Raw genomic sequence first — 25,077 nt, 5'->3', positions numbered from 1 at the left:
ACCCTGCAACGCCCTATCGCCCCGCGGGAGCGAGTCGTGCGCGGGTACTTTTGTTCAATACAGCAGAACGCCAGCCACGCGAGGATAACCCCTCCCCAACCACGCGGATCTTCCTCATGAGCCTATCCCTGTCCATGGCCGCCTTCGCCCTTGCGGCCTCTATCTCCCCCGGCCCGGTCAACATCGTCGCCCTTGGTAGCGGTGCCCGCCATGGCCTGCGCGCCAGCGTTGCACATGTCGCCGGCGCCACGCTGGGGTTCTGCCTGTTGCTGGTGCTGGTCGGGCTGGGCCTGCATCAACTGCTGCTTCGCTGGCCTTTGCTGGGCCTGATGTTGCACTGGGGCGGTGTGGCGTTTCTGCTGTACATGGCGTGGAAGCTGGCCAGTGACGACGGTAACCTGAACAACGCACAGCCTACCCAAGCCCCTTCAGCCTGGCACGGCGCAGCAATGCAGTGGCTGAACCCCAAAGCCTGGTTGGCAGCCGTTGCCGGGGTGGGTGCCTACACCGGTGGTGAACAGCACTTGCTGTGGCTGTTTACCTGGATCTACGGGCCGATCTGTTTCATCTCAGTGGCCTGCTGGGCCTGGGCCGGCAGCGTGATTCGCCAGTACCTGGACAACCCACGTCACCTGCGCATGCTCAATCGGAGCCTGGCCGTGTTACTGGTTGCCAGTGCGGTTTACCTGATCCTTTAAGGCATGCACGGCTCCTGCAGGAGCACCGAGGCTAGCGACAGCATTTCTGTAATGCCCCGGTGTCGCCGCCAGGTGCTGTTTGAATGCCCGCTGCAGGTGTGCCTGATCAGCGAACCCGGCCTCCTGTGCAACTTCAGCAATTAAGCGGCCCTGGCGCAACTGCGCCCGGGCCAGCTGTACACGCTGGTCTAGCAGGTAACCATGCGGCGTCAGGCCGAAGCGTTGGCGAAACGCACGAATCAGGTAGGAGCGGGACAGGCCGCAAGCCCCGCAGATGTCTTCGAGGCTGAGCGGGTCACTGCGGTGGGCGCGTATGAAAGCAGCCGCTGCATCCAGCCGTGGATTGCCCTGGTCAATCTCGCTGGCATTACGGGCAAGCATGCCCGGCAGCTCGCTGAACAGGGCCGCCAGGCGGGTTTCCCGATCAGGCAGCCTGGCGTCGAACAGGTCGGCAAAGGCCTGCAACAGCCGCCCGTACAACACAGGTGAGCGGCTCCAGGTCTGCGTTGGCAGGGTAAAACCCACTGCCTGCAACCAAGGCTGATCGACGAACAGCATCAGGTAAGACCAGGGTTCCCCGGCAACAGGGTTGCAGGTATGCACCACGCCCGGGTTCATCAACACCGTGGTACCCGCCCCCACCTCAACGCACTGGTCACTGTTGATGTAAGTGCTACGTCCCCCCGTGATCACCCCGATGGAGAAGCTCTCGTGAGAGTGCGCGGCGTAGCACACCTTGCGCCCGTCCCCTACCCGTCGGGCTTCGACGAACGGCAAGGCAGGGTCGCGCCAAAACCGTGATACCTCGATCATCCTCTACTGCCCTGCCCGCCGCGGATCCATGCACCGATACTACACACTTATCGTGGGAACAGATCCAACGTGCGCTCCACTTCGTCAATATCGATCCTGAAACCATCGCCTTCCGGCAGGCCCACCACAAAGCCAAAATGCTGCTGGTCACGATCCGTCAGGTATTTGTAGTAACTGACGAAACGGTTCGGCGGCTGCAAAGTCAGCAGGCAGCCTCCAGCCTGCAGCACATTCACGCCATGCACCAACTGGCTACCCTCCACCCCGATGACCACTTTAGCCCCGGCGCATGCCGCGATAATGCTCGGCACATCGGACTTCAGCGGGTTGACGATGCGAAAACCGCGGGTAGTACGCAAGTGTTCGGCAAGCTCCAGCTCGTTGCGCAACAGGCGCAGGTCACCATCACCGCCCCGCAACAGGAAAACCCCCGGGTGCTGCGTGTACGACACATGCGAGAGCAGCTTGTCACCCATGGCTCGGTAGCGAGCATGCCGGCTGCGGTTGTTGCTCTGGTCATCGAACAGCACCAGCTCACGGAAGAACGCACTGCGCAGGCGCAAAGGCTTCATGTCCAGCCAGTCTTCATAGGCCGGTGCCTGGGTAAACAGCGGATACCTGGCAGACGGGGCGGTGGTCACCGGGATGCCCTCGTTGCAGGCCAGCGCATAGGTCGGACAGTCTTCCATCAACCAGGTGCCGAACCAGGCGTTACCGTTTTGCGTGCAGTAGATTGCAGCGCGGTCGATTTCATTGTCGATGAGGATGGTCGGGAAGGTACTCGGCTTCTGTGACAGCCAATGGCTGGCTTTGCCTTTGTATAACGCCCCTTCGACCAGCCATACATCCTTGATCAAGTAGCCACGGGTTGGCCCTTGCAATGTGTTGACGCCCCCCTCCATGGTCTGCGCCGGGTGCACGTAGGGGTAAAACCGCTTGCCTTCCCAGCCCGTCACCCGCTCCAGCTGACCAGGCAGGAAAATGGCCGGCGGCGAAACCGTGGCTTCGCCCGGGGCGATGTCCCAGCACTTGGTGGCGACGCTCTTGAGATCGGTCGCCGTTTTTCCACCCAGCCGTTTGCGCGCCATGTGGCGGTAGGCGGCCAAGGTCCAGCTGTGTTGCCTGGCTGCGGGCGATGCACTGAACTGCGAGATGTCGCTTCCCATGAAGCGTCCTCCCTTGATGGCGAAGTGTGGAGCCCGGCGCTAGGCGCTGTACGAAAAGTCTTGAGACGCGGGTCAGGCAAGGCGAAAACAGCCGAGGAACGGCCGGGGTCGCGCCCGACTGTACTGGAGTACATGAGCATTCCGAGGCTGTTTTCAACGCAGCATGAACAAGTATCAAGGCTTTTCTTACAGCGCCTAGGCGCCAGATCAAAGCATCCCTGGCAGTTACTCAATTGCTCGTGACTCTTTCCATGGTGGGCGGTGATTGCAAGCTGGCGTAACGGCTGCGCAACGTTTGCACAAACGGTTCGCCTGCCCCGCTGCCGCCATAGAGATAAATCTTGTGCAGGCCACCAAACACCATTTCGTGATAGCGACTGGCAACTTCCTCATCGCTTGGGCCATCCGGGAGCCCCAGATGCAACGTCAGCTTGTCGCCTTCGACCGCGAACATCGGCGTATCCCACAAGAACTTTGCCGTACCGGTCTTGGGCAGGCGGACAAACAGGTACGCATGGTTACCCAGCGAATCGATATCACCACCGCGGCGGCGCTTCCACTTCAGCAGGCCGTCGTCCGGGCGCGCCAGACACAGGCCGATGTCGTAATAATCGAAGCCCTGCTCCAGTGCCCATTCAAGCGCCATGAAGGTGGTGATCGAATTCACCTCGCGCAGTTTCTTCGCATCGGAAAACACCGCCTCGCAATAGCCAAAGCGCAACGTGCTCCAGTAACGCTTGCCGCCGCGTACCACTTCACACCCCAGGTGACAGCCGATCACTTCATCACCCAACATGATCAAGTCAAGCCGGCCGACACTCTTGGCAATACGGAACACCTCTTCGGTAGGAAACTGCGCGGCATGAATGCCCTGCCGGGCCGAAGCATAAGGGCGCAGCAGATCCCGGTCGGCCATGGCGATTTCTTCGTCCGAAAGAGCTTGGCGCATGTGATACAGCGGCCGGTTCTTGCGAATGCTGCGCCGCAGTTCGCTGTCATAGCGCGCGGTGATGTCCTCCAGCGGTCGCCCCAGCGGCACCACGGCGCTCAGGTAGTGCGGCACTGACAGCGCCCCCGACGTGGGCATTTCGCTGATGACCACGACGTGGCTGGCAGCCGCCGTGGCACTTGCACCGTCCACGATCGATGCGCTGCCCTGGCCCTTGCCCCCAATCAGCAGCTTGGCCATTTCCCGTTGCTGCTTGCGGCCGATGTAGAGGATTTCGTACGGGCTCTCCTGTTGCGGGCGAAACCTGGCGACTTCCCAACGCCAGAGACAGGCACGCGCCATCATTTCTCGCATTTTGCTGGCCAGCAGCCTGATTTCGTAGCGCATGGAGGGCGACAGGAGCTTGCGCGCCACAGTCGTCAAGGTCTTTTTCATTTCTTCTTCGACGTCCTTTTGAAGTGCACTATTGGCCAATCGGAAAAAGAGAAAAATCCAGCAAAAACACTTAACACTTTGATTTTTATAGTATGGCTTGCAACTTTCTAATCACATTCAGTAACAATTTAAGATGCCTGCAAACGCTTTGGCAAGCGGCTTCTGGCTGACTTTAGATCAAGTTTCATGGCGTCAAATTCCCCGCATCAAACCGACGCTCAACAACACATTTGCTATAACCGTGCCCATCAAGCTCCGCTGGCCACTTCGCTATCCATGAATAACCTTTGACGACTTGCATCAACGTCTCTCAGGCCGCTGACGGATTGCCGGGCAGGCATGGATGGCCATGTTGAACCAGACTGGTGTTTTTCCGGCAGCCAGTGCATGCTCCAAGCTGAAACGATTCAACTGACTTGAAAACCGCCCTTTGATGTGAGGTGCAGTACCCATGGACCGTTTGCTCGATTCACTCTTCCCCAGCGCCGAGAACATCCCGGAAACCTGGCGCCTGGGAGCCCCATTGGAACAACGCGACTACCTGGTCAACGGTGAGCTCAGGCGCTGGGACGGCCCGTTGGCCACGGTGCGCAGCCCGGTGTGGCTCAAGCAAGGCGACGAAGAGCATCAGGTCATATTGGGCAGCGCCCCGCTGCTGGATGCCGAGACCGCGCTGACCGCCCTCGATGCTGCCGTGCAGGCCTATGACAAAGGCCGTGGCGCCTGGCCGAACATGCGCGTGGCCGAGCGTATCCAGCATGTGGAATCCTTCCTTGCCCGCATGCGTGAACAGCGCCAGGCCGTGGTCAAGCTGCTGATGTGGGAGATCGGCAAGAACCTGAAGGATTCAGAAAAGGAATTCGACCGCACCTGCGACTACATCGTCGACACCATCAACGCCCTCAAGGACCTGGACCGCCGCTCCAGCCGCTTCGAGCTGGAACAAGGCACCCTCGGCCAGATCCGTCGCGCCCCACTGGGCGTGGCCCTGTGCATGGGGCCTTACAACTACCCGCTGAACGAGACCTTCACCACGCTCATTCCGGCGCTGATCATGGGCAACACGGTGGTGTTCAAGCCGGCCAAGTTCGGCGTACTGCTGATCCGCCCCTTGCTCGAAGCGTTCCGCGACAGCTTCCCGGCAGGCGTGATCAATGTCATCTATGGACGCGGCCGGGAAACGGTGAGCGCGCTGATGGCCAGCGGCAAGGTCGATGTATTCGCCTTCATCGGCACCCACAAGGCCGCCAGCGACCTGAAAAAACTGCACCCACGCCCGCATCGTCTGCGCGCCGCACTGGGCCTGGACGCCAAGAACCCGGGCATCGTGCTGCCCCAGGTCGACCTCGACAACGCTGTCGAAGAGGCCGTCACCGGGGCGTTGTCGTTCAACGGCCAGCGCTGCACGGCACTGAAGATCCTGTTCGTGCACGAGGATGTGGTCGAGGCCTTCCTCGACAAGTTTCAGCGCAAATTGGCGGCGCTCAAGCCCGGCATGCCGTGGGAACCTGGCGTGGCGCTGACACCATTGCCCGAGCCTGGCAAGGTCGACTACCTCGATGGCCTGGTTGCCGATGCGACGGAAAAGGGCGCGCGCGTGCTCAACGAAAATGGCGGGCACAGCCGCGGCTCATTCTTCTACCCGGCCTTGCTGTACCCGGTCAGCCGGGAAATGCGCGTGTACCACGAGGAGCAGTTCGGCCCGCTGGTTCCGGTGGTGCCCTACCGCGACCTGCAGACAGTGATCGACTATGTGCTGGACTCCGACTACGGCCAGCAACTGAGCCTGTTCGGCAACGACCCGGCCACCATCGGCAGCCTCGTCGACATCTTCGCCAACCAGGTCGGGCGCATCAACATCAATGCTCAGTGCCAACGCGGGCCGGACACCTACCCGTTCAACGGCCGCAAGAACAGCGCCGAGGGCACACTCTCGGTGGATGACGCTTTGCGTGTGTTCTCCATCCGGACACTGGTCGCCACCCGCTTCCAGGAGGCCAACAAAGCGCTGATCAGCGAGATCATTCGCAACCGCCAGTCGAGCTTCCTGACCACCGACTACATCTTCTGACCGCCGCGCTTATAGACAATCGATCTAGCGTCACTGTCGATTTTCCATCTGGGCGAACGACTCTAAGCAACAGGGCGCCTTTCGGCGCCCATTGCACAGGAGAGTCGAACATGGCAGTCAAACCCATCCCCGAAGGCCAGCACAGCATCACGCCCTACCTGGCCATCAACGACGCCGCCAAGGCCATCGAGTTCTACAAGCAAGCCTTTGGCGCGAAGGAAATGTTCCGCCTCGATGCCCCGGGCGGTCGCGTTGGCCATGCCGAACTGAGAATCGGCGATTCGTCGCTGATGCTGGGCGACCCCTGCGACATGGAAGGCGGCCTCACCGCCAGCCAGAAGCTCAGCGGTGCGGGTGTTGGCCTGCACTTGTATGTTGAAGACTGCGACAAGGTCTACGCCCAGGCCCTGGCCGCCGGGGGCATCCAGTTACATCCCTTGACCGACCAGTTTTACGGTGACCGCAGCGGCACCCTGAAAGATCCGTTTGGCAACATCTGGTTCGTGTCCACCCACAAAGAGGACCTGACCCCCGACGAGATTCGTGCCCGCGCCGCGAAGATGTTCGGCGGCAGCCAAGCGGCGAGTTGAAAGCCGCGCGACTTTGCTTGAAGCTTGAGGCTCGTAGCTTGGAGCTGCTTCATGCGAATCATCGACAAAACCGCCACCCAGGTGCGCAGCCTGACCCCCGCTGAAGAGGAACTGCTGGTCGGCTTTGCCACCGGCAGCCTCGCCGGCCCGCGCCTGCTACAGGCCAACCAGCTACTGATGAAAGTGCGCAACGCCAACCAGTGGCTGGCTTGCAACTGCCGCAACGATGCCTTGCCGGTGCTCAACGTCACCCTCAACGGCAGCACCGGTACGCTCTTCCTCAAGAACAACCCGGGCACTGCCGAGCACGCGCCAGGCTGCCCGTTCACCAAGGACGAGCGGGAAGCCGCCGAACGCGAAAACGACCCCGCACCACCCGCCGCCTGGCTGCCACCCGACACCCCCTTGCGCCTGATCAGCGACTTCCGTGCTGGCACGGCCGGTGCCGTCGGTGATGGCAACGACAGACGCGAACAGCAGCGCCTGCTGTCACTGCTGCTGACCTGGATTGAAACCAGCGGGCTCAACCTTTACGCCACCCACCTGAAAAAAGACCTGACCACGCAGTTTGCCGAGTTGCGCAGCGTGGCCAGCCGCTATCCGCTGCTGGAGCGGGTGCCCGCCAGCAACTACCTGGAAACCCGCCTGGACATGAAGCACATGATGATGCTCAAGTCCCGTCTGCGCGAGGCCTCTGTGTTTGGCAACCACCGCCGCCACGGCCTGCTGTTGGACTGCGTCGACCAGATCAAAGGGCGCAAGCTGCTCAACAACCGCAGCGAGGAAGGCTTCGACTTCCAGGGGCATCACCTGTACTGGGGCGGAAGCCGCACCACCGGGCCGTTGCTGGCGTTGATGATCTACTCGCCGACCAGCGCCGGCAGCCATTTCTATGAGTTGATCCATGTGGCCAGTGTGCCCGTGCTGTCGCGCGCGCACCTGTTCCCGGTGTACCGCGATGAAGAACGCGAGCCGCTCAAGGCATTGGTGTCGCTGATCGACTGGATGGCCAGTAAAGGGGTGAAAGTGCAGATGCGTCGCCCCGTGATCGGTGGGCAGGTGATGGATGAACTGGTGCTGACCTCGGACCAGGACCGGGTGTTGTCAGTGTCGCTGCTGGAACAGCCCATCGGCCCCGAGCCGGATACCGAGAACTTCAAGCGCTACGCCGACTTCAAAAGCCTTGAAACGTTCCGCAAGTTCGTTGCCGGCTTTTTCATGCGCGAGCGTTGAAACCCACGCGTTGGCTCGCGCAGTTTCTTGCAGGAGATCGCCCTGCCCTTTGGACGGGGCGATCACGCTGCGAACAAAGTCGGCAAGCAAGCGGCTAGACACGCCTGCATTGGCCGCACAGGTGCCTCAGCCCAGGAACAGCTTGTACGCCGGGTTGTCAGTCTCGTCCCAATACCGATACCCCATCTCGTCCAGCGTCAACGGCAAGCTCGCCAATTCGTCCGCTGGCACTTCCAAAGCAGCGAACACCCGCGCCTCCGCCGCACCATGGTTGCGGTAATGGAACAGGCTGATGTTCCAACGTTTGCCCAACCGCTCCAGAAACCCCAGCAACGCCCCTGGCCGTTCGGGAAACTCGAAGCGCAGGACCCGCTCATCAGCCCCTGACGCGGCATGCCCGCCCACGGTATGGCGCACATGCAGCTTTGCCAGCTCGTTGTCGGTCAGGTCCAGCACGCTGTACCCCTGCTCCCGCAAGCTGGCCAGCAACTGCTCACGCGGGTCGTGCACCGGGTGGGTCTGCACGCCCACGAACAGGCGCGCCTCCTTGCCAGGGTAGAAGCGGTAGTTGAATTCGGTGATCTGCCGCTTGCCCAGTGCCTGGCAAAAGGCCCGGAAGCTGCCCGGCTGTTCCGGAATTGTCACGGCGATGATCGCCTCGCGCTGCTCACCCAGCTCGGCCCGCTCGGCCACGTGGCGCAAGCGGTCGAAATTGACGTTGGCCCCGGAGTCGATGGCCACCAGGGTCTGCCCCTGCACACCTTCACGCGCCACGTACTTCTTGATCCCGGCAACGGCCAAGGCCCCGGACGGCTCGGTGATCGAACGGGTGTCGTCGTAGATATCCTTGATCGCCGCGCACAGCTCGTCACTGCTCACCGTCACCACCTCGTCGACAAAGTGGCGGCACAGCTCGAAGCAATGGGCGCCGATCTGCGCCACCGCCACGCCATCGGCAAAGGTGCCGACCTGCGGCAGGATCACGCGTTCGCCGACGGCCATGGCAGCCTGCAGGCAGTTGGAATCCACCGGTTCGACGCCGATCACCTTCACGTCAGGGCGCAGGTACTTCACATAGGCGGCGATCCCGGCGATCAACCCCCCACCGCCCACGGGCACAAAGATCGCGTCCAGCGCCCCCGGGCGCTGACGGAGGATTTCCATGGCCACGGTACCCTGCCCGGCGATCACATCCGGGTCATCGAACGGTGGCACGAAGGTGGCGCCTTCGCTGTCGGCCAGCTTCAGTGCATGGGCCAGCGCATGCGGGAAGCTCTCGCCATGCAGCACCACATGCCCGCCGCGCGAACGCACACCTTCCACTTTCAACGATGGCGTGGTGGTGGGCATGACGATCGTTGCTTTGATACCCAGATGCGATGCCGCCAAGGCCACGCCCTGGGCATGGTTGCCCGCCGAAGCGGTGATCACCCCGCGCTCACGCTGCACATCGGTCAGACGCGACAGGCGGGTGTAGGCACCGCGGATCTTGAACGAAAACGTAGGCTGCAGGTCTTCGCGCTTGAGCAACACCTGGTTGCCCAGGGCGGCAGACAAGGCCGGGGCCGCTTGCAGGGGCGTTTCGATGGCCAGGTCGTACACCGGCGCGGCAAGAATGCGCCGCACCTGCTCCGACAGCAGTTGCTGGGGGGTGACGGTAGTACGAGGGACACTGAAGCTGGTCATCGATGACTCCTTGGCTATTTTTACGTTGCCCAGGAGTCAGAGAGAAAAAACCCGCCTCCAGGGCGGGTTCGGTGCACGTACGCGCTAGCCCGCCAAACTGATAATGGCGGTAATAATAATGGCGTTCACGTGCGGGAATGTGTTCATGGGTAGGAACTTAGCCTGCCTCACAGCCAGAAGTCAACACTTGGCCTGCTGCGCCGAAAGCGGCACATCGAACACCTTGTCGAAGCCCCACTGGAAGACAAAGGCGTAAACGAAGAAGAACACGAACAGCGCCAGGTTGGTCAGCAGTGCCGCCCACAGGCTCACGTCCAGCCAGTACGCCACCAGCGGCAGCAGAATCACCACCAGCCCACCCTCGAAACCCAGCGCATGCAGCAGGCGCCGTAAAAAGGTGCGCTCACGCTTGTGCTGGCGCGCTTCCCAACGTTCGAACACCCAGTTGTAGCCCATGTTCCAGCTCATCGCGATACCCGACATCAGCACCGAGAGCACGGTCGACTGCGCCATGCCGGCGCCGAACGCCAGCTCCAGCGCAGGCGCCACACAGGCGACGGCGATGGCCTCATAGAGAATGGCCTGGACGATCTTGCGGGCCTTGCCTTGCATGTTCAGCTCCCTGAATAAACGACCTGTAAAGCTACAAGATGTAGCCCCCAAGAAAAAGCCCGAACGCTGGACAACTTCGCGCTTGGCTACCCGGCTGTGAGGTGAAGCGTTCGCGATAGGCGTTGAAGGGCTGGACCCGCTGGGGCCGAGCAGCGCGTGGCGGCGCCGTCCCTGCCCAGGTGTTGCAGGAAGCCAAGACCGCTTTGCGTTGTGATCAAGCCAGCTGGCAGAACAGGCGAAACATCATCCGGCGGGCAAACGAATCCTGAACTGCGCCCCACCCAGCGCCGACTGCGCCAGGGTCAAGGTGCCACCCTGCCCCTCGATCGCCCGACGGCTGATGGCCAACCCCAGGCCAAAACCACCGGTGTTGCGATCGCGACTGCGGTCCAGACGGTAGAACGGCTGAAACACCCGCTCGCGCTCCTCCACAGGGACGCCAATCCCGTCATCCTCCACCGTCAGCAAGCAGGCGCCATCGGCTTCCAGGCGCAAGCGCAGCAACAGGCTTTCATCGCAGTAGCGCATGGCATTGCGCACCAGGTTCTGCACCGCGCGCGCCGTCAGCCGCGGGTCCAGTACAAAGCGCGGCAACTCACCCTCGGCCCGCACTTCCCAATGGATACCCCGGCCATCGAGCTCCTCGGCAAAGCCGCCAAGCACACTGTCGACCAGCTCCAGCAGCGATACCTCCACCCGCTCCCGCGCCTGATCGGCGTTGTACAACCGGCTGTAGGACAGCAGCTCCAGCACCAGTTCATCCAGCTCGCGCACATGCCCGACCAGCTCCAGCAGGCGCTTGCGGCTGGCTGGCGGCACTTCGTCGAACAGCAGCACCAGGCCGAAGTCCAGCCGGGTCAGTGGCGTGCGTAACTCGTGCGATACCGCATTGAGCAGTTCACGCTGCTGGTTGACATGGCGTTCCAGGTCACTGGCCATGGTGTCGAATACCCCGGCCAGCTCACCAATGTTGGAGTGAGGCGAAATGTGCGTACGCTCAGCCATCTGCCCCTGGCCCAGGCGCCGAGCGGTCTCCTTGAGGCGCTCCAGATCACGCCAGTGCGGCCATACCCACAGCAGCAAGCAGCCCAGCATGGCTGCACCAATCAATACGGTCACGCCCCACGACAGCACGTTGATGTCCAGCGGGTCCGGCGGGGAATGCAGGCGTACCAGCCACTCCTTGTCCAGCGGCGCCAGCACCGTCTCGTAATAGCCCCACTCGGCAATGCGCACTGCGTACAGCCCCTGCGCCAGGCGCGCCTGCTCCTCATCGCTCAAACCGGCCTGATCCCTGCGCAGCAGCTGCAGCTCCAGCGGCGCGAAATCACTGGCCAGTTCCTGCTCCACCGCTGGCCACTGCTCGCGCGGGGCCTGGCGGAACTGGCGCACGATCAACGCCTGTACGCCCTTGGCCTGGTCCAGGTTGTAGGCCATGAACCGGTCGCGGAACAGGCCGACAATGGTGTCAGGGATGAACAGCAATGCGCCGGCGTAGGCGACGATGATCACCAGGTACAACCGCACCAGGATCTTGAGCATGGCCGATCAGCACTCCCACTCGACACGGCTGAACAGGTAGCCCTTGCCCCACACGGTCTTGATCTTGCGCGCTTCGCCGGCGTTGTCGTCGAACTTGCGCCGCAGTTTGGAAATGGCCACGTCAACGGAGCGATCGGTGCCATTGAACTCGATGCCACGCAGTTGTTGCAGGATACGGTCGCGGTTCATCACCTCACCGGCATTGCGCGCCAACACCACCAGCAGGTTGTACTCGCCGCTGGACAGCTCCACCTCCTCGCCGCGCCAACTCACCGTGCGCTCGGCCAGGTCGATGCGCAGGCCACCAATCAGGATCAGGTCGTTTTCCAGGCGCGGTTCGTTGACACTGCTGCGGCGCAGCAGCGTGCGCACGCGGGCCAGCAGCACGCGTGGCTCACAGGGTTTGGTCACGTAGTCGTCGGCCCCCATTTCCAGGCCAAGCACCTGGTCATGGCTGTCGTCGCGGGCCGTCAGCATGAGGATTGGCAGGGTCTGCGACTCCTGGCGCAGCAGCCGGCACAGCTGCAGGCCATCGATGCCCGGCAGCATCAGGTCAAGGATGACCAGGTCAGGCCTTTGCCGACGGTACTCGTCCAGTACATGGTCGCCCCGGGCGATCACCTGGACATGGAAGTCGTTACGTTGCAGGTAGCTGGCGATCAGCTCGGACAGGGCGCTGTCGTCCTCGACCAGGAAAATGTTCGGCATAGGTGCTTGGGCGTCTGGGTTGAAGTAAGCCTGTGGCGAGCACTTCGCGGGTAAACCCGCTCCTGCAGGTCCCCGTAGGAGCGGGTTCACCCGCGAAGAGGCCAGCACAGGCCCATGCAGAATATAGAACCCAACCACTCGACAGGACCATTCTTCACACTTTTTCACACTCGCCCTACAGGTATTAACAGCCGCTCAGCCAGCGTCTGCCTTAGCATATACACGGTCATCATCGGAAGATCCGCATGCCTACTACCCTCTCCCCGTGCCTGCGCCCGTTGGCGCTCATGGCATTGCTGAGCCTGTCCCTGGCCGGTTGCAGCGACAGCGCCGAGCCAGACGAACAGGCACCCACTGCGCAAGTGCGCGTGGAAACCCTGCAACTGCAGCCACTGGCCATCAGCAGCGAACTCAGCGGCCGTATCCTCGCGCCACGCACCGCCGAAGTGCGTGCGCGGGTCGCAGGCGTGGTGCTCAAGCGGGTGTACCGCGAAGGCAGCGACGTCAAGCAGGGTGATGTACTGTTCCTGATCGACCCGGCACCGTTCAAGGCCGACCACGACAGCGCCCGCGCCACGCTGGCCAAGGCCGAGGCCACCCGGTATCAGGCGCGCCTGCAAGAGCAGCGCTACCGCGAGCTGGTCGACGACAAAGCCGTCAGCCGCCAGGAATACGACAACGCCAAGGCCAGTTTCCTGCAGGCCGATGCCGAAGTGGCTGAAGCCAGGGCGGCGCTGGAGCGCGCCCGGCTGAACCTCGGCTATGCCACCGTGACCGCGCCGATCTCCGGCCGTATCGGCCGCGCCCAGGTCACCGAAGGCGCGCTGGTCGGGCAAAACGAAACCACCCCGCTGGCGACCATCCAGCAGCTGGACCCGATCCATGCCGATGTCACCCAGTCTACCCGTGAGCTCAACGCGCTGCGCCGCGCCCTGCGCGCTGGCGAATTGCAGCAGGTGGGCGACGGCCAGGCACGCGCCACGCTGATCCAGGATGACGGCAGCGCCTACCCGCTGCCGGGCAAGCTGCTGTTCTCCGACATCAGCGTCGACCCCAGCACCAACCAGATCACCCTGCGCAGCGAGTTCCCCAACCCGGACCTCGACCTGTTGCCTGGCAGCTACGTGCGGGTACGCCTGGAGCAAGCGGTGCAACCCAAGGGCCTGAGCGTGCCGCAACGCGCCATCCTGCGTGACAGCGCCGGTGTGCCGAAGGTGCTGGTGGTAGACCAGCACGCCCGGGTCAGCGACCGCCAGGTTGTACTGGGCAGCGCCCAGGGCGACCGCTGGGTCGTCAGTGAGGGCCTGGCGGCCGGCGAGCGGGTGGTGGTCGAAGGGCTGCAGCACATCAAGGCCGGTGACCAGGTGCAGGTCGACAACGCACCCGCTGCCCCGCCCATCGCACAGCATACCGGCCAGTGAGGGCCTGATTCATGCCGCAATTCTTCATCGATCGCCCGGTATTCGCCTGGGTGGTCGCACTGTTCATCCTGCTGGCCGGCGCGCTGGCCATCCCGCAGCTGCCGGTGGCCCAGTACCCCAACGTGGCACCGCCGCAGGTGGAAATCTACGCCGTGTACCCAGGCGCCTCGGCGGCGACCATGGACGAAAGCGTGGTCAGCCTGATCGAGCAAGAGCTCAATGGCGCCGACAACCTGCTGTACTTCGAGTCGCAGAGCAGCCTGGGCAGCGCCACCATCACCGCCACCTTCGCCCCGGGCACCCACCCGGACCTGGCCCAGGTCGACGTGCAGAACCGCCTGAAGGTGGTCGAGTCGCGCCTGCCACGCCCGGTCACCCAGCAAGGCCTGCAGGTGGAGAAAGTGTCCACCGGCTTCCTGCTGTTGGCCACCCTCACTTCCGAAGACGGCAAGCTCGATGAAACCGCGCTGTCGGACATCCTGGCACGTAACGTGATGGACGAAATCCGCCGCCTCAAGGGCGTCGGCAAGGCCCAGTTGTATGGCTCCGAACGCGCCATGCGCATCTGGATCGACCCGCGCAAGCTGATTGGCTTCAACCTCACGCCCAACGATGTGGCCGAAGCCATCGCCGCGCAGAACGCCCAGGTGGCCCCTGGCAGCATCGGCGATCTGCCCAGCCGCAGCACCCAGGAAATCACCGCCAACGTGGTGGTCAAAGGCCAGTTGAGCAGCCCCGAAGAGTTTGCTGCCATTGTCCTGCGTGCCAACCCGGACGGCTCCACGGTCACCATCGGGGATGTCGCCCGGGTTGAAATCGGCGCCCAGGAATACCAGTACGGCACGCGCCTGAACGGCAAACCGGCCACGGCCTTCAGCGTGCAGTTGTCACCCGGCGCCAACGCCATGGAAACCGCTACCCTGGTACGGGCGAAGATGCAGGACCTGGCGCGCTACTTCCCGGAAGGCGTCAAGTACGACATCCCCTACGACACCTCGCCGTTCGTCAAGGTGCCGATCGAGCAGGTCATCAACACCCTGTTCGAAGCCATGCTGCTGGTGTTCGCAGTCATGTTCCTGTTCCTGCAGAACCTGCGCTACACGCTGATCCCGACCCTGGTCGTGCCAGTGGCATTGATGGGCACCTTCGCCGTGATGCTGGCCATGGGTTTCTCGGTCAATGTGCTGACACTGTTCGGCATGGTACTGGCCATCGGCATTCTGGTCGACGATGCCATTGTGGTGGTGGAGAACGTCGAACGCATCATGGCCGAAGAAGGCTTGCCGCCCAAGGACGCCACACGCAAGGCCATGGGCCAGATCAGCGGTGCAATCGTCGGCATCACGCTGGTGCTGGTGGCGGTATTCCTGCCCATGGCGTTCATGCAAGGCTCGGTGGGGGTGATCTACCAGCAGTTCTCGCTGTCGATGGCGGTGTCGATCCTGTTCTCGGCGTTTCTCGCCCTCAGCTTGACCCCGGCATTGTGCGCCACCCTGCTCAAACCCGTGGCCAAGGGCGAGCACCATGAACGCAAAGGCTTCTTCGGCTGGTTCAATCGCCGCTTCGAACGCATGAGCAACGGCTACCAGCGCTGGGTGGTGCAGGCGCTCAAGCGCAGCGGCCGCTACCTGCTGGTGTACGCGGTGCTGCTGGCGGTGCTGGGCTACGGTTTCAGCCAGCTGCCTACGGCGTTCCTGCCCACCGAAGACCAGGGCTACACCATTACCGACATTCAACTGCCGCCGGGCGCCAGCCGCATGCGCACCGAACAGGTAGCCGCGCAGATCGAGGCGCACAACGCCGAAGAACCAGGCGTGGGCAACACCACCTTGATCCTCGGCTTCAGCTTCTCCGGTAGCGGGCAGAACGCGGCGCTGGCCTTCACCACCCTCAAGGACTGGTCCGAGCGCAGCGCCGACGACAGCGCCCAGTCGATCGCCGACCGCGCGACCATGGCCTTCACCCAGCTCAAGGACGCGATAGCCTATTCGGTGCTGCCGCCCCCCATCGACGGGCTCGGTGAGTCGACCGGTTTCGAATTTCGCCTTCAGGACCGTGGCGGCATGGGCCACGCCGAGCTGATGGCAGCCCGTGACCAGTTGCTCGAAAGCGCCAGCAAAAGCAAGGTGCTGACCAACGTGCGCGAAGCCTCGCTGGCGGAAAGCCCGCAGGTGCAACTGGAAATCGACCGCCGCCAGGCTAATGCACTGGGCGTGTCGTTTGCCGATATCGGCACGGTGCTGGACGTGGCCGTAGGCTCCAGCTACGTCAACGATTTCCCCAACCAGGGCCGTATGCAGCGGGTGGTGGTGCAGGCCGAAGGTGACCAGCGCAGCCAGGTTGAAGACTTGCTGAACATTCACGTGCGCAACGACAGCGGCAAGATGGTGCCACTGGGTGCGTTCGTTCAGGCCAGGTGGGTCAGCGGCCCGGTGCAACTGACCCGCTACAACGGTTACCCGGCGGTGTCGATCTCTGGCGAGCCAGCCGCCGGCTACAGCTCGGGCGAAGCCATGGCCGAAGTCGAGCGGCTGGTGGCGCAGCTACCGGCCGGTACCGGCCTGGAATGGACCGGCCTGTCATTGCAGGAGCGGCTGTCCGGTAGCCAGGCCCCCCTGCTGATGGCGCTGTCGCTGCTGGTGGTGTTCCTGTGCCTGGCTGCGCTGTACGAAAGCTGGTCTATCCCGACTGCGGTGCTGCTGGTCGTTCCGCTCGGCGTGCTCGGTGCGGTGCTGGCGGTGACCTTGCGCGGCATGCCCAACGACGTGTTCTTCAAGGTTGGCCTGATCACGCTGATCGGCCTGTCGGCGAAGAACGCCATCCTGATCATCGAGTTTGCCAAGCATCTGGTAGACCAGGGCGTGGACGCCGTCGACGCCGCCGTGCAAGCGGCCCGCCTGCGCCTGCGGCCGATCGTGATGACTTCGCTGGCGTTCATTCTCGGCGTGGTTCCACTGGCCATCGCCAGCGGCGCAAGCTCTGCCAGCCAGCAGGCGATTGGTACCGGGGTGATCGGCGGCATGCTCAGTGCCACGCTGGCGGTGGTGTTCGTGCCGGTGTTCTTCGTGGTGGTGATGCGCCTGTCACAGCGACGCCAGGCGCATGACAGCGACGGGCAACCCGTGCCCCGCGAAAGCTGACTGGACAAGCCCCGCGTGAAATGGGAGGGTTCCCGGCAATGACTGCCCGGAACCCTTTTTCATGCCTGATGCACTCCCCCCCTGCTCAATCCTCGTTCTCGCCGGTGGCCGCGGCCAGCGCATGGGCGGCCGTGACAAGGGCCTGGTGGACTGGCAAGGCGAGCCGTTAATTGCACATGTTCATCGCGCGGTGCGGCCACTGAGCGACGACTTGGTGATTTCCTGCAATCGCAACCAGGCGGCTTACCGAGCATACGCCGACCAGTGGGTGGGCGATGCAGAAGCCGACTTCCCCGGGCCGCTGGCGGGGGTGATTGCCGGGCTCAAGGTGGCACGTCATGCGTGGGTGGTGTTGCTGGCCTGCGATGCCCCCCTGGTTGATCGCGACTTGATCGAAGACCTGCTGCGGCTGGCAGTGGCCGGTAACAGCGCGGCAATGGTGCGTCAGGGTGGTTTTTGGCAGCCGATGTTCAGCGTGCTGCCCAAGCGGGTGTTGCCGGTGCTGGAGCAGGCCTGGGCAGCGGGTGAGCGGAGTTTGCAGAAGGCCTTGCTGCGCGAGGCGGTGCAAGGGCTGGAGTGCGCCGAGAGCGATCGCCGGCTAAGCAACTTCAACAGCCCGGAACGGCTGCAAGACTGAGGGCATGACACCGCCCCCACTGGTAAGCCACAACACTTCAGAACTGTGGTGACTTTGTAGGAGCGGGTTTACCCGCGAATACGGCGGCGGCTGCAACGGTGAACGGCGGGTGGAAACTGGCCAGCAGGCACGGCCTCTTCGCGGCCATCAACCATTTAATACGACCAAGCTTTTCAGCGCTGAGCACCGCAGAAAAGCTTGACCGCCAACAGTGTATCTAATCGGAACGCAAAGGCGCTCACGACACCGCCGAAGCCTCCACCTCCTGCTCGCGGCTTGCATAACGCTGCGCCAGCACAGCACACACCATCAGCTGTATCTGGTGGAACAGCATCAGCGGCAAGATCATCGCGCCGATGCCACTGCCCACGAACAACACCTGGGCCATGGGCACACCCGTAGCCAGGCTTTTCTTGGAGCCGGCAAACAGGATGGTGATGCGATCCTCAAGGTCGAAGCCCAGCGCCTTGCCAAGCAAGCGGGTGCCAAACAGCACCACTGCCAGCAGAATTGCGCACACCACGAACAACCCCGCCAGGTGCTGCGGCGATACGGTGTGCCACAGCCCGGTAACCACGGCCTCACTGAAGGCGGTGTACACCACCAGCAGGATCGAACCCTGGTCCACCACTTTGAGCCAGCGCGCATTGCGCTTGACCCAGGCGCCGATCCAGCGCCGCGCGACCTGCCCGGCAACGAACGGCACCAGCAGCTGCAACGTGATCTTCAACACCGCATCCAGGCCGGAACCTGTATCACCACCGGCCCCCAGCAGCAGCATCACCAGCAACGGGGTGAGGAAGATACCCAACAGGCTAGAGGCCGCCGCGCTGCAGATGGCGGCCGGCACGTTACCGCGGGCCAGCGAGGTAAAGGCAATGGCCGACTGCACGGTTGCAGGCAAGGCACACAGGTACAGGATGCCCAGGTAAAGCTCGTTACCCACCAGCGGTACGAACAGGGGTTTGAACGCCAGGCCCAGCAACGGGAACAATACGAAAGTACAGGAGAACACCAGTAGGTGCAGGCGCCAGTGCCCGGCACCGGCAATGATGGCTTCACGGGACAGTTTGGCGCCATGCAGGAAGAACAACAGGCCGATGGCCAGGTTGGTCAGCCAGCCGAAATACACCGCGCCATCGCCCGCGCAAGGCAGCACGGTGGCGATGAGTACTACACCGAGCAAGGCCAAGGTGAAATTGTCAAATAACATGCGCAAATACTTCATCACTGTATCCATCTTGTCATGGTGGCTGGGCAGACGATAAGGTCTTTGGCTCTCCGTCGCTAACGCCGGAACCCCGAGCGGTATCGCTCAACGGACACGTTCCACAAAAAGGACTCACCATGCTCCGCCCACGTCTGGCTGCACTTGCAGCCGCCATTACCCTTGCCTTGGGCCATGCCAGCGTCCAGGCCGACGACCAGTTACAGGCCAAGGTCGACCAGATCATCCGCCCGCTCATGCAGGAACAAGGCATCACCGGCATGGCTGTGGCCATCTATGCACGCGACCACGCGCATTACTTCAGTTACGGTGTGGCCAGCAAGGCCGACAACGTACCGGTCAGCCGCGATACGCTGTTCGAAATCGGTTCGCTGAGCAAGACCTACACTGCCACCCTGGCCGCGCTTGCCAGCGCCGAGGGCAAGCTTGACCTCGAGGCCCCGGCCAAGCGCTATCACCCGGCACTGGCCGGCGTCCCCATCGGCGACGCGACGGTGCTGGAACTGGGCGCTTATAGCGCCGACTGCCTGCCACTGCAGTTCCCCGACACCGTGCAAACACCGCAGCAGGTAGTCGATTTCTTCCGCCACTGGCAACCTCGCGCCAAACCCGGCACCCAGCGCTGCTACTCCAACCCCAGCCTGGGGTTGTTCGGTGACCTGGCTGCCCGTGCGCAGCATGAACCGTTTTCCACGCTGATGAGTGAGGGCCTGCTGACGAAGATGGGCCTGAAAAATACCTACCTTCAGGTTCCGGCCAGCGCCCAGGGGCTTTATGCCCAAGGGTATGACGCCGACGACAAGCCGGTGCGTGTAGGGCCCGGCCCCTACGCCGATGAGGCCTACGGCATCAAAACCAGCGCCAGCGACCTGCTGCGCTATGTGCGGTTGCACATGCAGCCGCAGGGCCTGCCACCGGCCCTGGTGAAAGCCACCGCCATTACCCAGCAGGGCTATTTCCAGGTTGGCGGCATGACGCAAGGCCTGGGCTGGGAACGCTACCCCTACCCGGTCACGCTGAGCACACTGATCGATGGCAACAGCCCACGGCTGATCCGCGAACCGCAGGCCACCACTCGCTTGCAGCCGGCCCTGCCCGCGCTACCGGCAGCCTGGTACAACAAGACCGGCGCCACCAACGGCTTCGGCGCGTACGCCGCGTTCGTGCCGGCAGAACAGCTGGCAGTCGTGCTGCTGGCCAATCGGAATTACCCCAACCAGGCGCGGGTGCAAGCCGCCTTCGACATCCTTTCCGGCTTATAACGCTCGCGTTGATTGTCGGACAAAACGACAGAATGTAGTGAGCAAAAATATTCACTACAAAATGGTTGACGCCGTTCATCGCGCTTGGGCATGATGAAGCCGTCTCCCCGATCGGGAGCGGTGGCAAGGGTGTTCCAGACGGCCTGCGCGGTAACGCAGGCCGTCCGTGGAGAGGGAAACTGTCCAAAAGGCAGCGTGAGAAAGCCCCTGTTGCGATGCTGCTGTAGCAGCCTTGGTAGTGCGCTACACCGTGATAGCGCCAACTGTGAAAATCACCTATGAATGGGTAATGGGGGCTTTATGATGAACTTGAACAACAATCCGACTATCGACCAATTGGCCCAGCTGTTCGCCGTGCGCAAGGACAGCCTTGACGACCATTTGCTGTGGGTTAGCCAAACCGGTGAAGTGCGCCTCGACCGCCTGCCACCGAACACCGTCGAAGATGAATTTGAAGAGCACCTGCCCAGCATGCGTGCCCGCTTCAAGGTCTACCGCCGTGGCCAAGGCTACGTCGGCAAGAAAGCCGCCGCCGACACCGAATTCGTTGGCCGCGTGCTGCAGACCCTGCAACAAGAATGGCCCGCTGCCCGTGAGCAGCAGGCAGTCAAGGTGATCGAACCGCTAAATTGAGGGTTCGCACCCTTACCAGAGCCCGGCCCGCATAGGCCGGGCTTTTTCATGCCTGGCGCCGCTGCAGACGGGTTTCCGGCAAAGGCAAGGCGCCTGTTGCCATCGCCCGGGCGCGGTCGACACCCCACACCAGCGCACGGGTCATGGTCTCGCCCGGCAGCGCAGGGTAATACTCTTCCAGCAACGCCCGCCCATCCCCGGCGTACAACCCCAGAAACAGCTGCGTCGCCCCCAGGCGCGACAAGCGCACCTGCACGTCCAGTGTGGTGCCGTCGCTAAGTGCTTCGTCGTGGCAGCGGCTGTGCAACTGTGCGTCGGCCCACTGCCAATAGGTTTCTTCCCTGACTCGCATGAGCATTCAATCCTCCGTTGCTGGAATGCCGCGTCAGAAAACCACAGGCCGGGCCATCCGGCGAGCGCTACCGGGCAATACCATGAGGCGGATCAACGAATGGCAATAAAAACCCCGCCGTTGGGCGGGGCGTGTGCAGGCACGGGATCACTTCTTGAGCGGTACCCGCGGCATGAAGCGGCCTTTTTTGCTGCGCTGCAAATGTGCAGGTTGGAGCTGTTCGGAATCATCCAGCGTCATGTGGGCGAAACCCAGGCGAAATGCCGCCTGGCCGCAACGCACCTGGCTGTTGATCGGGAACGCGTCGTTCAGGTCTTCGAAAAAGGATTCGCTCATGCCCAGTCTCCCTCCAGTGGCGGTCGCGTCGGCAACCAGACAAGTTGCCCAGGAAACGCGGCCTGTGAAAGTGAGACTAGCTGGTCATTTGCGGACCGACCGGACAAGAACCTTGCAGCCGACCAATGGCAAAAGGCTTTACTTCAGGCGTACTGCCGTGCCGGTGGCAAATACCACGACCATGCCGCCCTGTACCGACGGCATGCTGATCTCAAAATCCACCCCCACTACCGCATCGGCTTGCAACTGTCGTGCCCGGGCCTTGAGTTCTTCAGTGGCCTGCTCCCGGGCCTCGCGCAGCGCGCTTTCCAGGGTTTGTGAGCGGCCACCGAAAAAGTCGCGAAACCGTGTAAAGAAATCGCGCACGAAGTTGATGCCCTGCACCGATTCGGAACTGACCACGCCCAGGTATTCGGCAATCGGGCGGCCTTCGAGCTGGCTGGTGGTGGAAATGATCATGGATGCGCTCCGTTGGCCTGGCAAAAAGAGGCCGATTCTAACAGAGCGCAGGTCGGCGGATTTAAGCGCTTTACGCGTTGGCAGCCCGCAAACGCTGACCGATGCGCGCACCGAATACATTCACCAGCAGGCCGGCCATCACCAACAATGCGCCCCAGCCCTGCGTAGCGGTCAGGCGCTCTCCCAGCAGCAACGCCGACGAACTCAGGCCAATCACCGGTACCAACAGCGAGAACGGCGCCACTTTGCCTGCCGGGTGACGCGACAGCAACTTGCTCCACAGGCTGTAGCCGAGCATGGTGGCCACAAAGGCCAAATACGCCAGGGCCAGCACCGAACTCCAACTGATATTGGCCAAGGCATGGCCAATGCGCTCGGGGCCTTCGAGCCACCAGGACAGTGCCAGGAATGGCAGTGGCGGGATCAGCCCACCCCAGATCACCAACGCGACCAGGTCGACCGAGCCGAACCGCCGGGTAATGATGTTGCCCAGGCCCCACATTGCACCGCCACACAGGGTCAGCACCAACGCCAGCATGGGCACATGGCCGCCGTCTTCGCTGCCGATCAGTGCCAAGCCGCCGGCCGCCACCAGCAGCCCCAGCACGCTGGCCAGGCGCAGCCGCTCACCGAGAAACAACGCCGCAAAACCGAGGGTGAAAAAGGCTTGCGACTGCAGGATCAACGAAGCCAACCCTGGCGGCATGCCGCTGTACATGGCCTGAAACAGGAACGCGAACTGGCCCAGTGAAATGGTCGCACCGTAAGCGATCAGCCAGCGCCACGGCAGTTTGGGCCGCCTGACCAGCAAGATCGCCGGAAACGCCACCAGCAAGAAACGCAATGCCCCCAACAACATCGGTGGCAGCCCGTCGAGGCCAACCTTGATGACCACAAAGTTGACGCCCCAGGCGACAATCACCACCAGGGCGATAAGCAGGTCCTTGAGTGGCATTGCGACTTCCTTCTGCAGGCTTTTTAGACATATTTCGTTACAGCATAACGGTATTCCTTGAGAAAGGACCAGCACAGTTGAAACCAATGGTTGCACTACAGTGACTGTTCCGTCTGCCCGCTGTCGTTTGGACGACTAACTGCCAAATCAGCAAGCACAGGTTCAATCCTGATAACCAGGCGCCACCTTTTCCAACATTCGCAACAACGCCGCCCACGCCAATTGCAGCGCATCCGGGTCGGTCAGTTCCCCCTGCTTCAACCCTGTCCCCGGCGCGTTGAACTGCCGTTCGGTACGCACGCACACTTCGGTCGTCGGCAATACCAGTTGCCCAGCACTTTGCGCCGCTAACTGGATCTCGCAAGCCTTCTCCAGGTAGTACATGCGCAAGAAGGCTTCAGCCACACTGCGCCCCGTGGTCAACAGGCCATGGTTGCGCAGCATCATCACCGGCTTGTTGCCCAGGTCGGCCACCAGCCGTTGCTGTTCATCCATGTCCAGCGCGACGCCCTCGTAGGCGTGGTAAGCCACATTGCCGTAAAACTCCATGGACATCTGGTTGACCGGCAGCAGGCCACATTCCAGTGCGGCCACCGCGCAACCTGCGCGGGTGTGGGTGTGCAGCACGCATTGGGCATCCTCGCGGGCAGCGTGAATGGCACTGTGAATGACGAACCCGGCCGGGTTGACCGGGTGACGGGCAGCCCCCACCGGCCGCCCCTGCAGGTCGATCTTCACCAGGCTGGACGCTGTGATCTCCTCGAAGAGCAGGCCATACGGGTTGATCAGGAAATGGTGCTCCGGCCCAGGCAGGCGCAAGGAGATATGCGTGAAGATGAGATCGCTCATGCGAAAGTGCGCGATCAGCCGGTAGCAGGCAGCCAGCTCCCGACGCAGGCTTAGTTCCGTTTCAGTCATCTTGTTGCCCCTTTACTGAGCGCTATTTGCTGGCCCAGGCGTTGAAGCGTTGCTCCAGTTCTTCGCCATGATCGACCCAGAATTCCACGTTCATGGCCAGCGCCCCTTGCAGGTTCTGTGGCGAAGTGGGTACCCAGTTGGCCAGCGCCGGGTCAAGCCTGGCCGCAGCTTGGGTATTGGTTGGCCCATAGGGGATTTGTTGTACATACCGCACCTGGGTATCCGGCTGATTGGCATAGGCAATCAGCCGCTTGGCCTGGTCGACATGCCGCGAGCCTTTGATGATCGCCCAATAGTCCATACCGTACAGGCTGCCAGGCCATACCACGGCCAACGGGCTGCCCTGCTGCGCCGCCACCGCAATTCGTCCGCTGTAGGTGGAGGTCATCACCACGTCACCGGCTGCCAGCCATTGCGCGGGTTGAGCGCCGGCGTCCCACCACTGGATATGGGGTTTGAGTTCGCTGAGTTTGGCGAAGGCCCGCTCGACACCTGCCGGCGTGGACAATACCCGGTATACGTCCTCGACCTTGACCCCGTCAGCCAACAGCGCGAATTCCAGGTTGTACACCGCACGTTTGCGCAGGCCGCGCTTGCCAGGGTACTTGTCGACGTCCCAGAAGTCGGCCCACGACGCCGGCGCCTGGGCCAGCTTGCTGCGGTCGTAGGCAATAGCCACGCTCCAGACCAGCGCGGCCGACCCACAATCCTGTGCGGCTGCCGGGATCAGTTCGGCGGCATGGCCCAGGCGCTGCCAGTCCAGGTGCTCGTAGATCCCCTCGTCGCAGCCGCGCATCAAGTCAGGGCCTTCGATCTGCACCACATCCCAATCGACGTTGCCGGTGTCTGCCATGACCTGGATCCGCGCCATTTCACCGTTGTATTCACTCTGGATCAGCTGGCTGCCGTCCTGGGCGACGAAGGGCTTGAAAATCGCCTCCTCCTGGGCCTTCTGGCCCGCGCCGCCATAACCGACCACAACCATCTGCTGCGCAGCTTGCGCAGTGCCCAGGCCAAGGGCCAGCAAGGTTGCACAAAGGCCGGTCACACGTGGATATAGCTGCATCGTAGTTTCCTCCTGGCGGTGCCCGACGGGCCCGTTTTCTTGTTGTTTTGAGGTCACACCCTCGCCATGCGAGTGAGGAAAACCTAGACAGACACCAGTAAAAAAACAAGTTGATTTTTTACTATCGCTACACTTTGATAGAAAAATAACAACACCGTACCGGAGCC

At 62.5% G+C, this 25,077-nt stretch carries 23 protein-coding genes; 9 read left to right on the top strand and 14 right to left on the bottom strand.

All coding sequences use genetic code 11. The annotated features are described in order from the left end of the window. Nucleotides 1-116 precede the first annotated feature (116 nt). A complete protein-coding gene (locus KW568_RS13910) occupies nt 117-698 on the top strand; it encodes a LysE family translocator (protein WP_004576558.1) in 582 nt (193 codons plus the stop codon). Here the strand turns inward: KW568_RS13910 and KW568_RS13905 are convergent. The 3 genes from KW568_RS13905 to KW568_RS13895 form a co-directional block, all read right to left on the bottom strand. Beyond that, nucleotides 663-1,511, bottom strand: a complete 849-nt coding sequence (locus KW568_RS13905; RefSeq protein WP_004576557.1) for an AraC family transcriptional regulator — start codon at nt 1,509-1,511, stop codon at nt 663-665. The genes KW568_RS13910 and KW568_RS13905 overlap by 36 nt on opposite strands. Before the next feature lie 47 nt (nt 1,512-1,558). Beyond that, nucleotides 1,559-2,677 carry a glycosyltransferase 61 family protein gene (locus KW568_RS13900; protein ID WP_004576556.1) on the bottom strand — a complete coding sequence of 373 codons (1,119 nt, stop codon included), beginning with the start codon at nt 2,675-2,677 and terminating at the stop codon, nt 1,559-1,561. 229 nt (nt 2,678-2,906) lie between these two features. Then, nucleotides 2,907-4,061, bottom strand: a complete 1,155-nt coding sequence (locus KW568_RS13895) for a hypothetical protein (RefSeq protein ID WP_003253880.1) — start codon at nt 4,059-4,061, stop codon at nt 2,907-2,909. Nucleotides 4,062-4,512: 451 nt separating this feature from the next. On the opposite strand from KW568_RS13895, the gene KW568_RS13890 reads away from it, so the two are divergent. The 3 genes from KW568_RS13890 (at nt 4,513) to KW568_RS13880 (ending at nt 7,955) form a co-directional block, all read left to right on the top strand. Then, entirely contained in the window at nt 4,513-6,132 is a 1,620-nt protein-coding gene (locus tag KW568_RS13890; RefSeq protein WP_003253882.1) for an NADP-dependent glyceraldehyde-3-phosphate dehydrogenase, read from the top strand. 110 nt (nt 6,133-6,242) lie between these two features. Continuing rightward, complete coding sequence (locus KW568_RS13885; RefSeq protein WP_004577478.1) at nt 6,243-6,722, top strand: VOC family protein; 480 nt, start codon at nt 6,243-6,245, stop codon at nt 6,720-6,722. A 51-nt stretch (nt 6,723-6,773) separates the two neighbouring features. Beyond that, a complete protein-coding gene (locus tag KW568_RS13880) occupies nt 6,774-7,955 on the top strand; it encodes a hypothetical protein (protein WP_004577477.1) in 1,182 nt (393 codons plus the stop codon). Between the two features lie 126 nt (nt 7,956-8,081). Here KW568_RS13880 and ilvA read toward each other — a convergent pair whose 3' ends face one another. From ilvA to KW568_RS13860, 4 genes are all read right to left on the bottom strand, one after another. Beyond that, nucleotides 8,082-9,641: a threonine ammonia-lyase, biosynthetic gene (gene ilvA / locus KW568_RS13875; protein ID WP_003253886.1), complete on the bottom strand. Its 1,560-nt coding sequence runs from the start codon at nt 9,639-9,641 to the stop codon at nt 8,082-8,084. A 180-nt stretch (nt 9,642-9,821) separates the two neighbouring features. Beyond that, the gene (locus KW568_RS13870) at nt 9,822-10,253 is read right to left on the bottom strand and encodes a PACE efflux transporter (protein WP_003253887.1); all 432 of its coding nucleotides are present in this window, start codon (nt 10,251-10,253) and stop codon (nt 9,822-9,824) included. 243 nt (nt 10,254-10,496) lie between these two features. Further along, entirely contained in the window at nt 10,497-11,795 is a 1,299-nt protein-coding gene (locus tag KW568_RS13865; protein WP_004577476.1) for an ATP-binding protein, read from the bottom strand. 6 nt (nt 11,796-11,801) lie between these two features. After that, nucleotides 11,802-12,503, bottom strand: a complete 702-nt coding sequence (locus KW568_RS13860; protein WP_003253889.1) for a response regulator transcription factor — start codon at nt 12,501-12,503, stop codon at nt 11,802-11,804. A 245-nt stretch (nt 12,504-12,748) separates the two neighbouring features. Between KW568_RS13860 and KW568_RS13855 the strand changes: the two genes are divergently transcribed. The 3 genes from KW568_RS13855 to mobA all read left to right on the top strand — a co-directional run bounded on the left by KW568_RS13855 (nt 12,749) and on the right by mobA (nt 17,701). Beyond that, nucleotides 12,749-13,924, top strand: coding sequence for an efflux RND transporter periplasmic adaptor subunit (locus KW568_RS13855; protein ID WP_003253890.1), 1,176 nt, complete (start codon nt 12,749-12,751; stop codon nt 13,922-13,924). Between the two features lie 11 nt (nt 13,925-13,935). Then, nucleotides 13,936-17,064: an efflux RND transporter permease subunit gene (locus tag KW568_RS13850; RefSeq protein WP_259538753.1), complete on the top strand. Its 3,129-nt coding sequence runs from the start codon at nt 13,936-13,938 to the stop codon at nt 17,062-17,064. A gap of 61 nt (nt 17,065-17,125) precedes the next feature. Further along, nucleotides 17,126-17,701, top strand: a complete 576-nt coding sequence (mobA, locus tag KW568_RS13845) for a molybdenum cofactor guanylyltransferase MobA (protein WP_004577474.1) — start codon at nt 17,126-17,128, stop codon at nt 17,699-17,701. Between the two features lie 238 nt (nt 17,702-17,939). On the opposite strand, the gene KW568_RS13840 is transcribed toward mobA, so the two are convergent. Continuing rightward, nucleotides 17,940-18,941: a bile acid:sodium symporter family protein gene (locus tag KW568_RS13840; protein ID WP_033727087.1), complete on the bottom strand. Its 1,002-nt coding sequence runs from the start codon at nt 18,939-18,941 to the stop codon at nt 17,940-17,942. Nucleotides 18,942-19,048: 107 nt separating this feature from the next. Between KW568_RS13840 and ampC the strand changes: the two genes are divergently transcribed. Then, complete coding sequence (gene ampC, locus KW568_RS13835; RefSeq protein ID WP_004577472.1) at nt 19,049-20,191, top strand: class C beta-lactamase; 1,143 nt, start codon at nt 19,049-19,051, stop codon at nt 20,189-20,191. Nucleotides 20,192-20,491: 300 nt separating this feature from the next. Next, the gene (locus KW568_RS13830) at nt 20,492-20,824 is read left to right on the top strand and encodes a hypothetical protein (RefSeq protein WP_003253895.1); all 333 of its coding nucleotides are present in this window, start codon (nt 20,492-20,494) and stop codon (nt 20,822-20,824) included. A 46-nt stretch (nt 20,825-20,870) separates the two neighbouring features. Here KW568_RS13830 and KW568_RS13825 read toward each other — a convergent pair whose 3' ends face one another. From KW568_RS13825 to KW568_RS13800, 6 genes are all read right to left on the bottom strand, one after another. Next, complete coding sequence (locus tag KW568_RS13825; protein ID WP_010953779.1) at nt 20,871-21,182, bottom strand: hypothetical protein; 312 nt, start codon at nt 21,180-21,182, stop codon at nt 20,871-20,873. A gap of 141 nt (nt 21,183-21,323) precedes the next feature. Then, nucleotides 21,324-21,512, bottom strand: a complete 189-nt coding sequence (locus KW568_RS13820; protein ID WP_003253897.1) for a hypothetical protein — start codon at nt 21,510-21,512, stop codon at nt 21,324-21,326. Nucleotides 21,513-21,650: 138 nt separating this feature from the next. Continuing rightward, on the bottom strand, nt 21,651-21,971 hold the full coding sequence (locus tag KW568_RS13815; RefSeq protein ID WP_003253898.1) for a YbjQ family protein: 321 nt from the start codon (nt 21,969-21,971) through the stop codon (nt 21,651-21,653). Between the two features lie 70 nt (nt 21,972-22,041). After that, nucleotides 22,042-22,926: an EamA family transporter gene (locus KW568_RS13810; protein ID WP_003253899.1), complete on the bottom strand. Its 885-nt coding sequence runs from the start codon at nt 22,924-22,926 to the stop codon at nt 22,042-22,044. A 162-nt stretch (nt 22,927-23,088) separates the two neighbouring features. Continuing rightward, a complete protein-coding gene (locus KW568_RS13805; protein ID WP_004577471.1) occupies nt 23,089-23,844 on the bottom strand; it encodes a class II aldolase/adducin family protein in 756 nt (251 codons plus the stop codon). 22 nt (nt 23,845-23,866) lie between these two features. Further along, on the bottom strand, nt 23,867-24,910 hold the full coding sequence (locus KW568_RS13800; protein ID WP_004577470.1) for an ABC transporter substrate-binding protein: 1,044 nt from the start codon (nt 24,908-24,910) through the stop codon (nt 23,867-23,869). Nucleotides 24,911-25,077: the final 167 nt, after the last annotated feature.

Source organism: Pseudomonas sp. HD6515 (assembly GCF_024971855.1).
Taxonomy (GTDB): Bacteria; Pseudomonadota; Gammaproteobacteria; order Pseudomonadales; family Pseudomonadaceae; genus Aquipseudomonas; species Aquipseudomonas alloputida.
The sequence above is the reverse complement of the archived record's forward strand: the minus strand, read 5'-3'. Positions and strand labels throughout refer to the sequence as shown.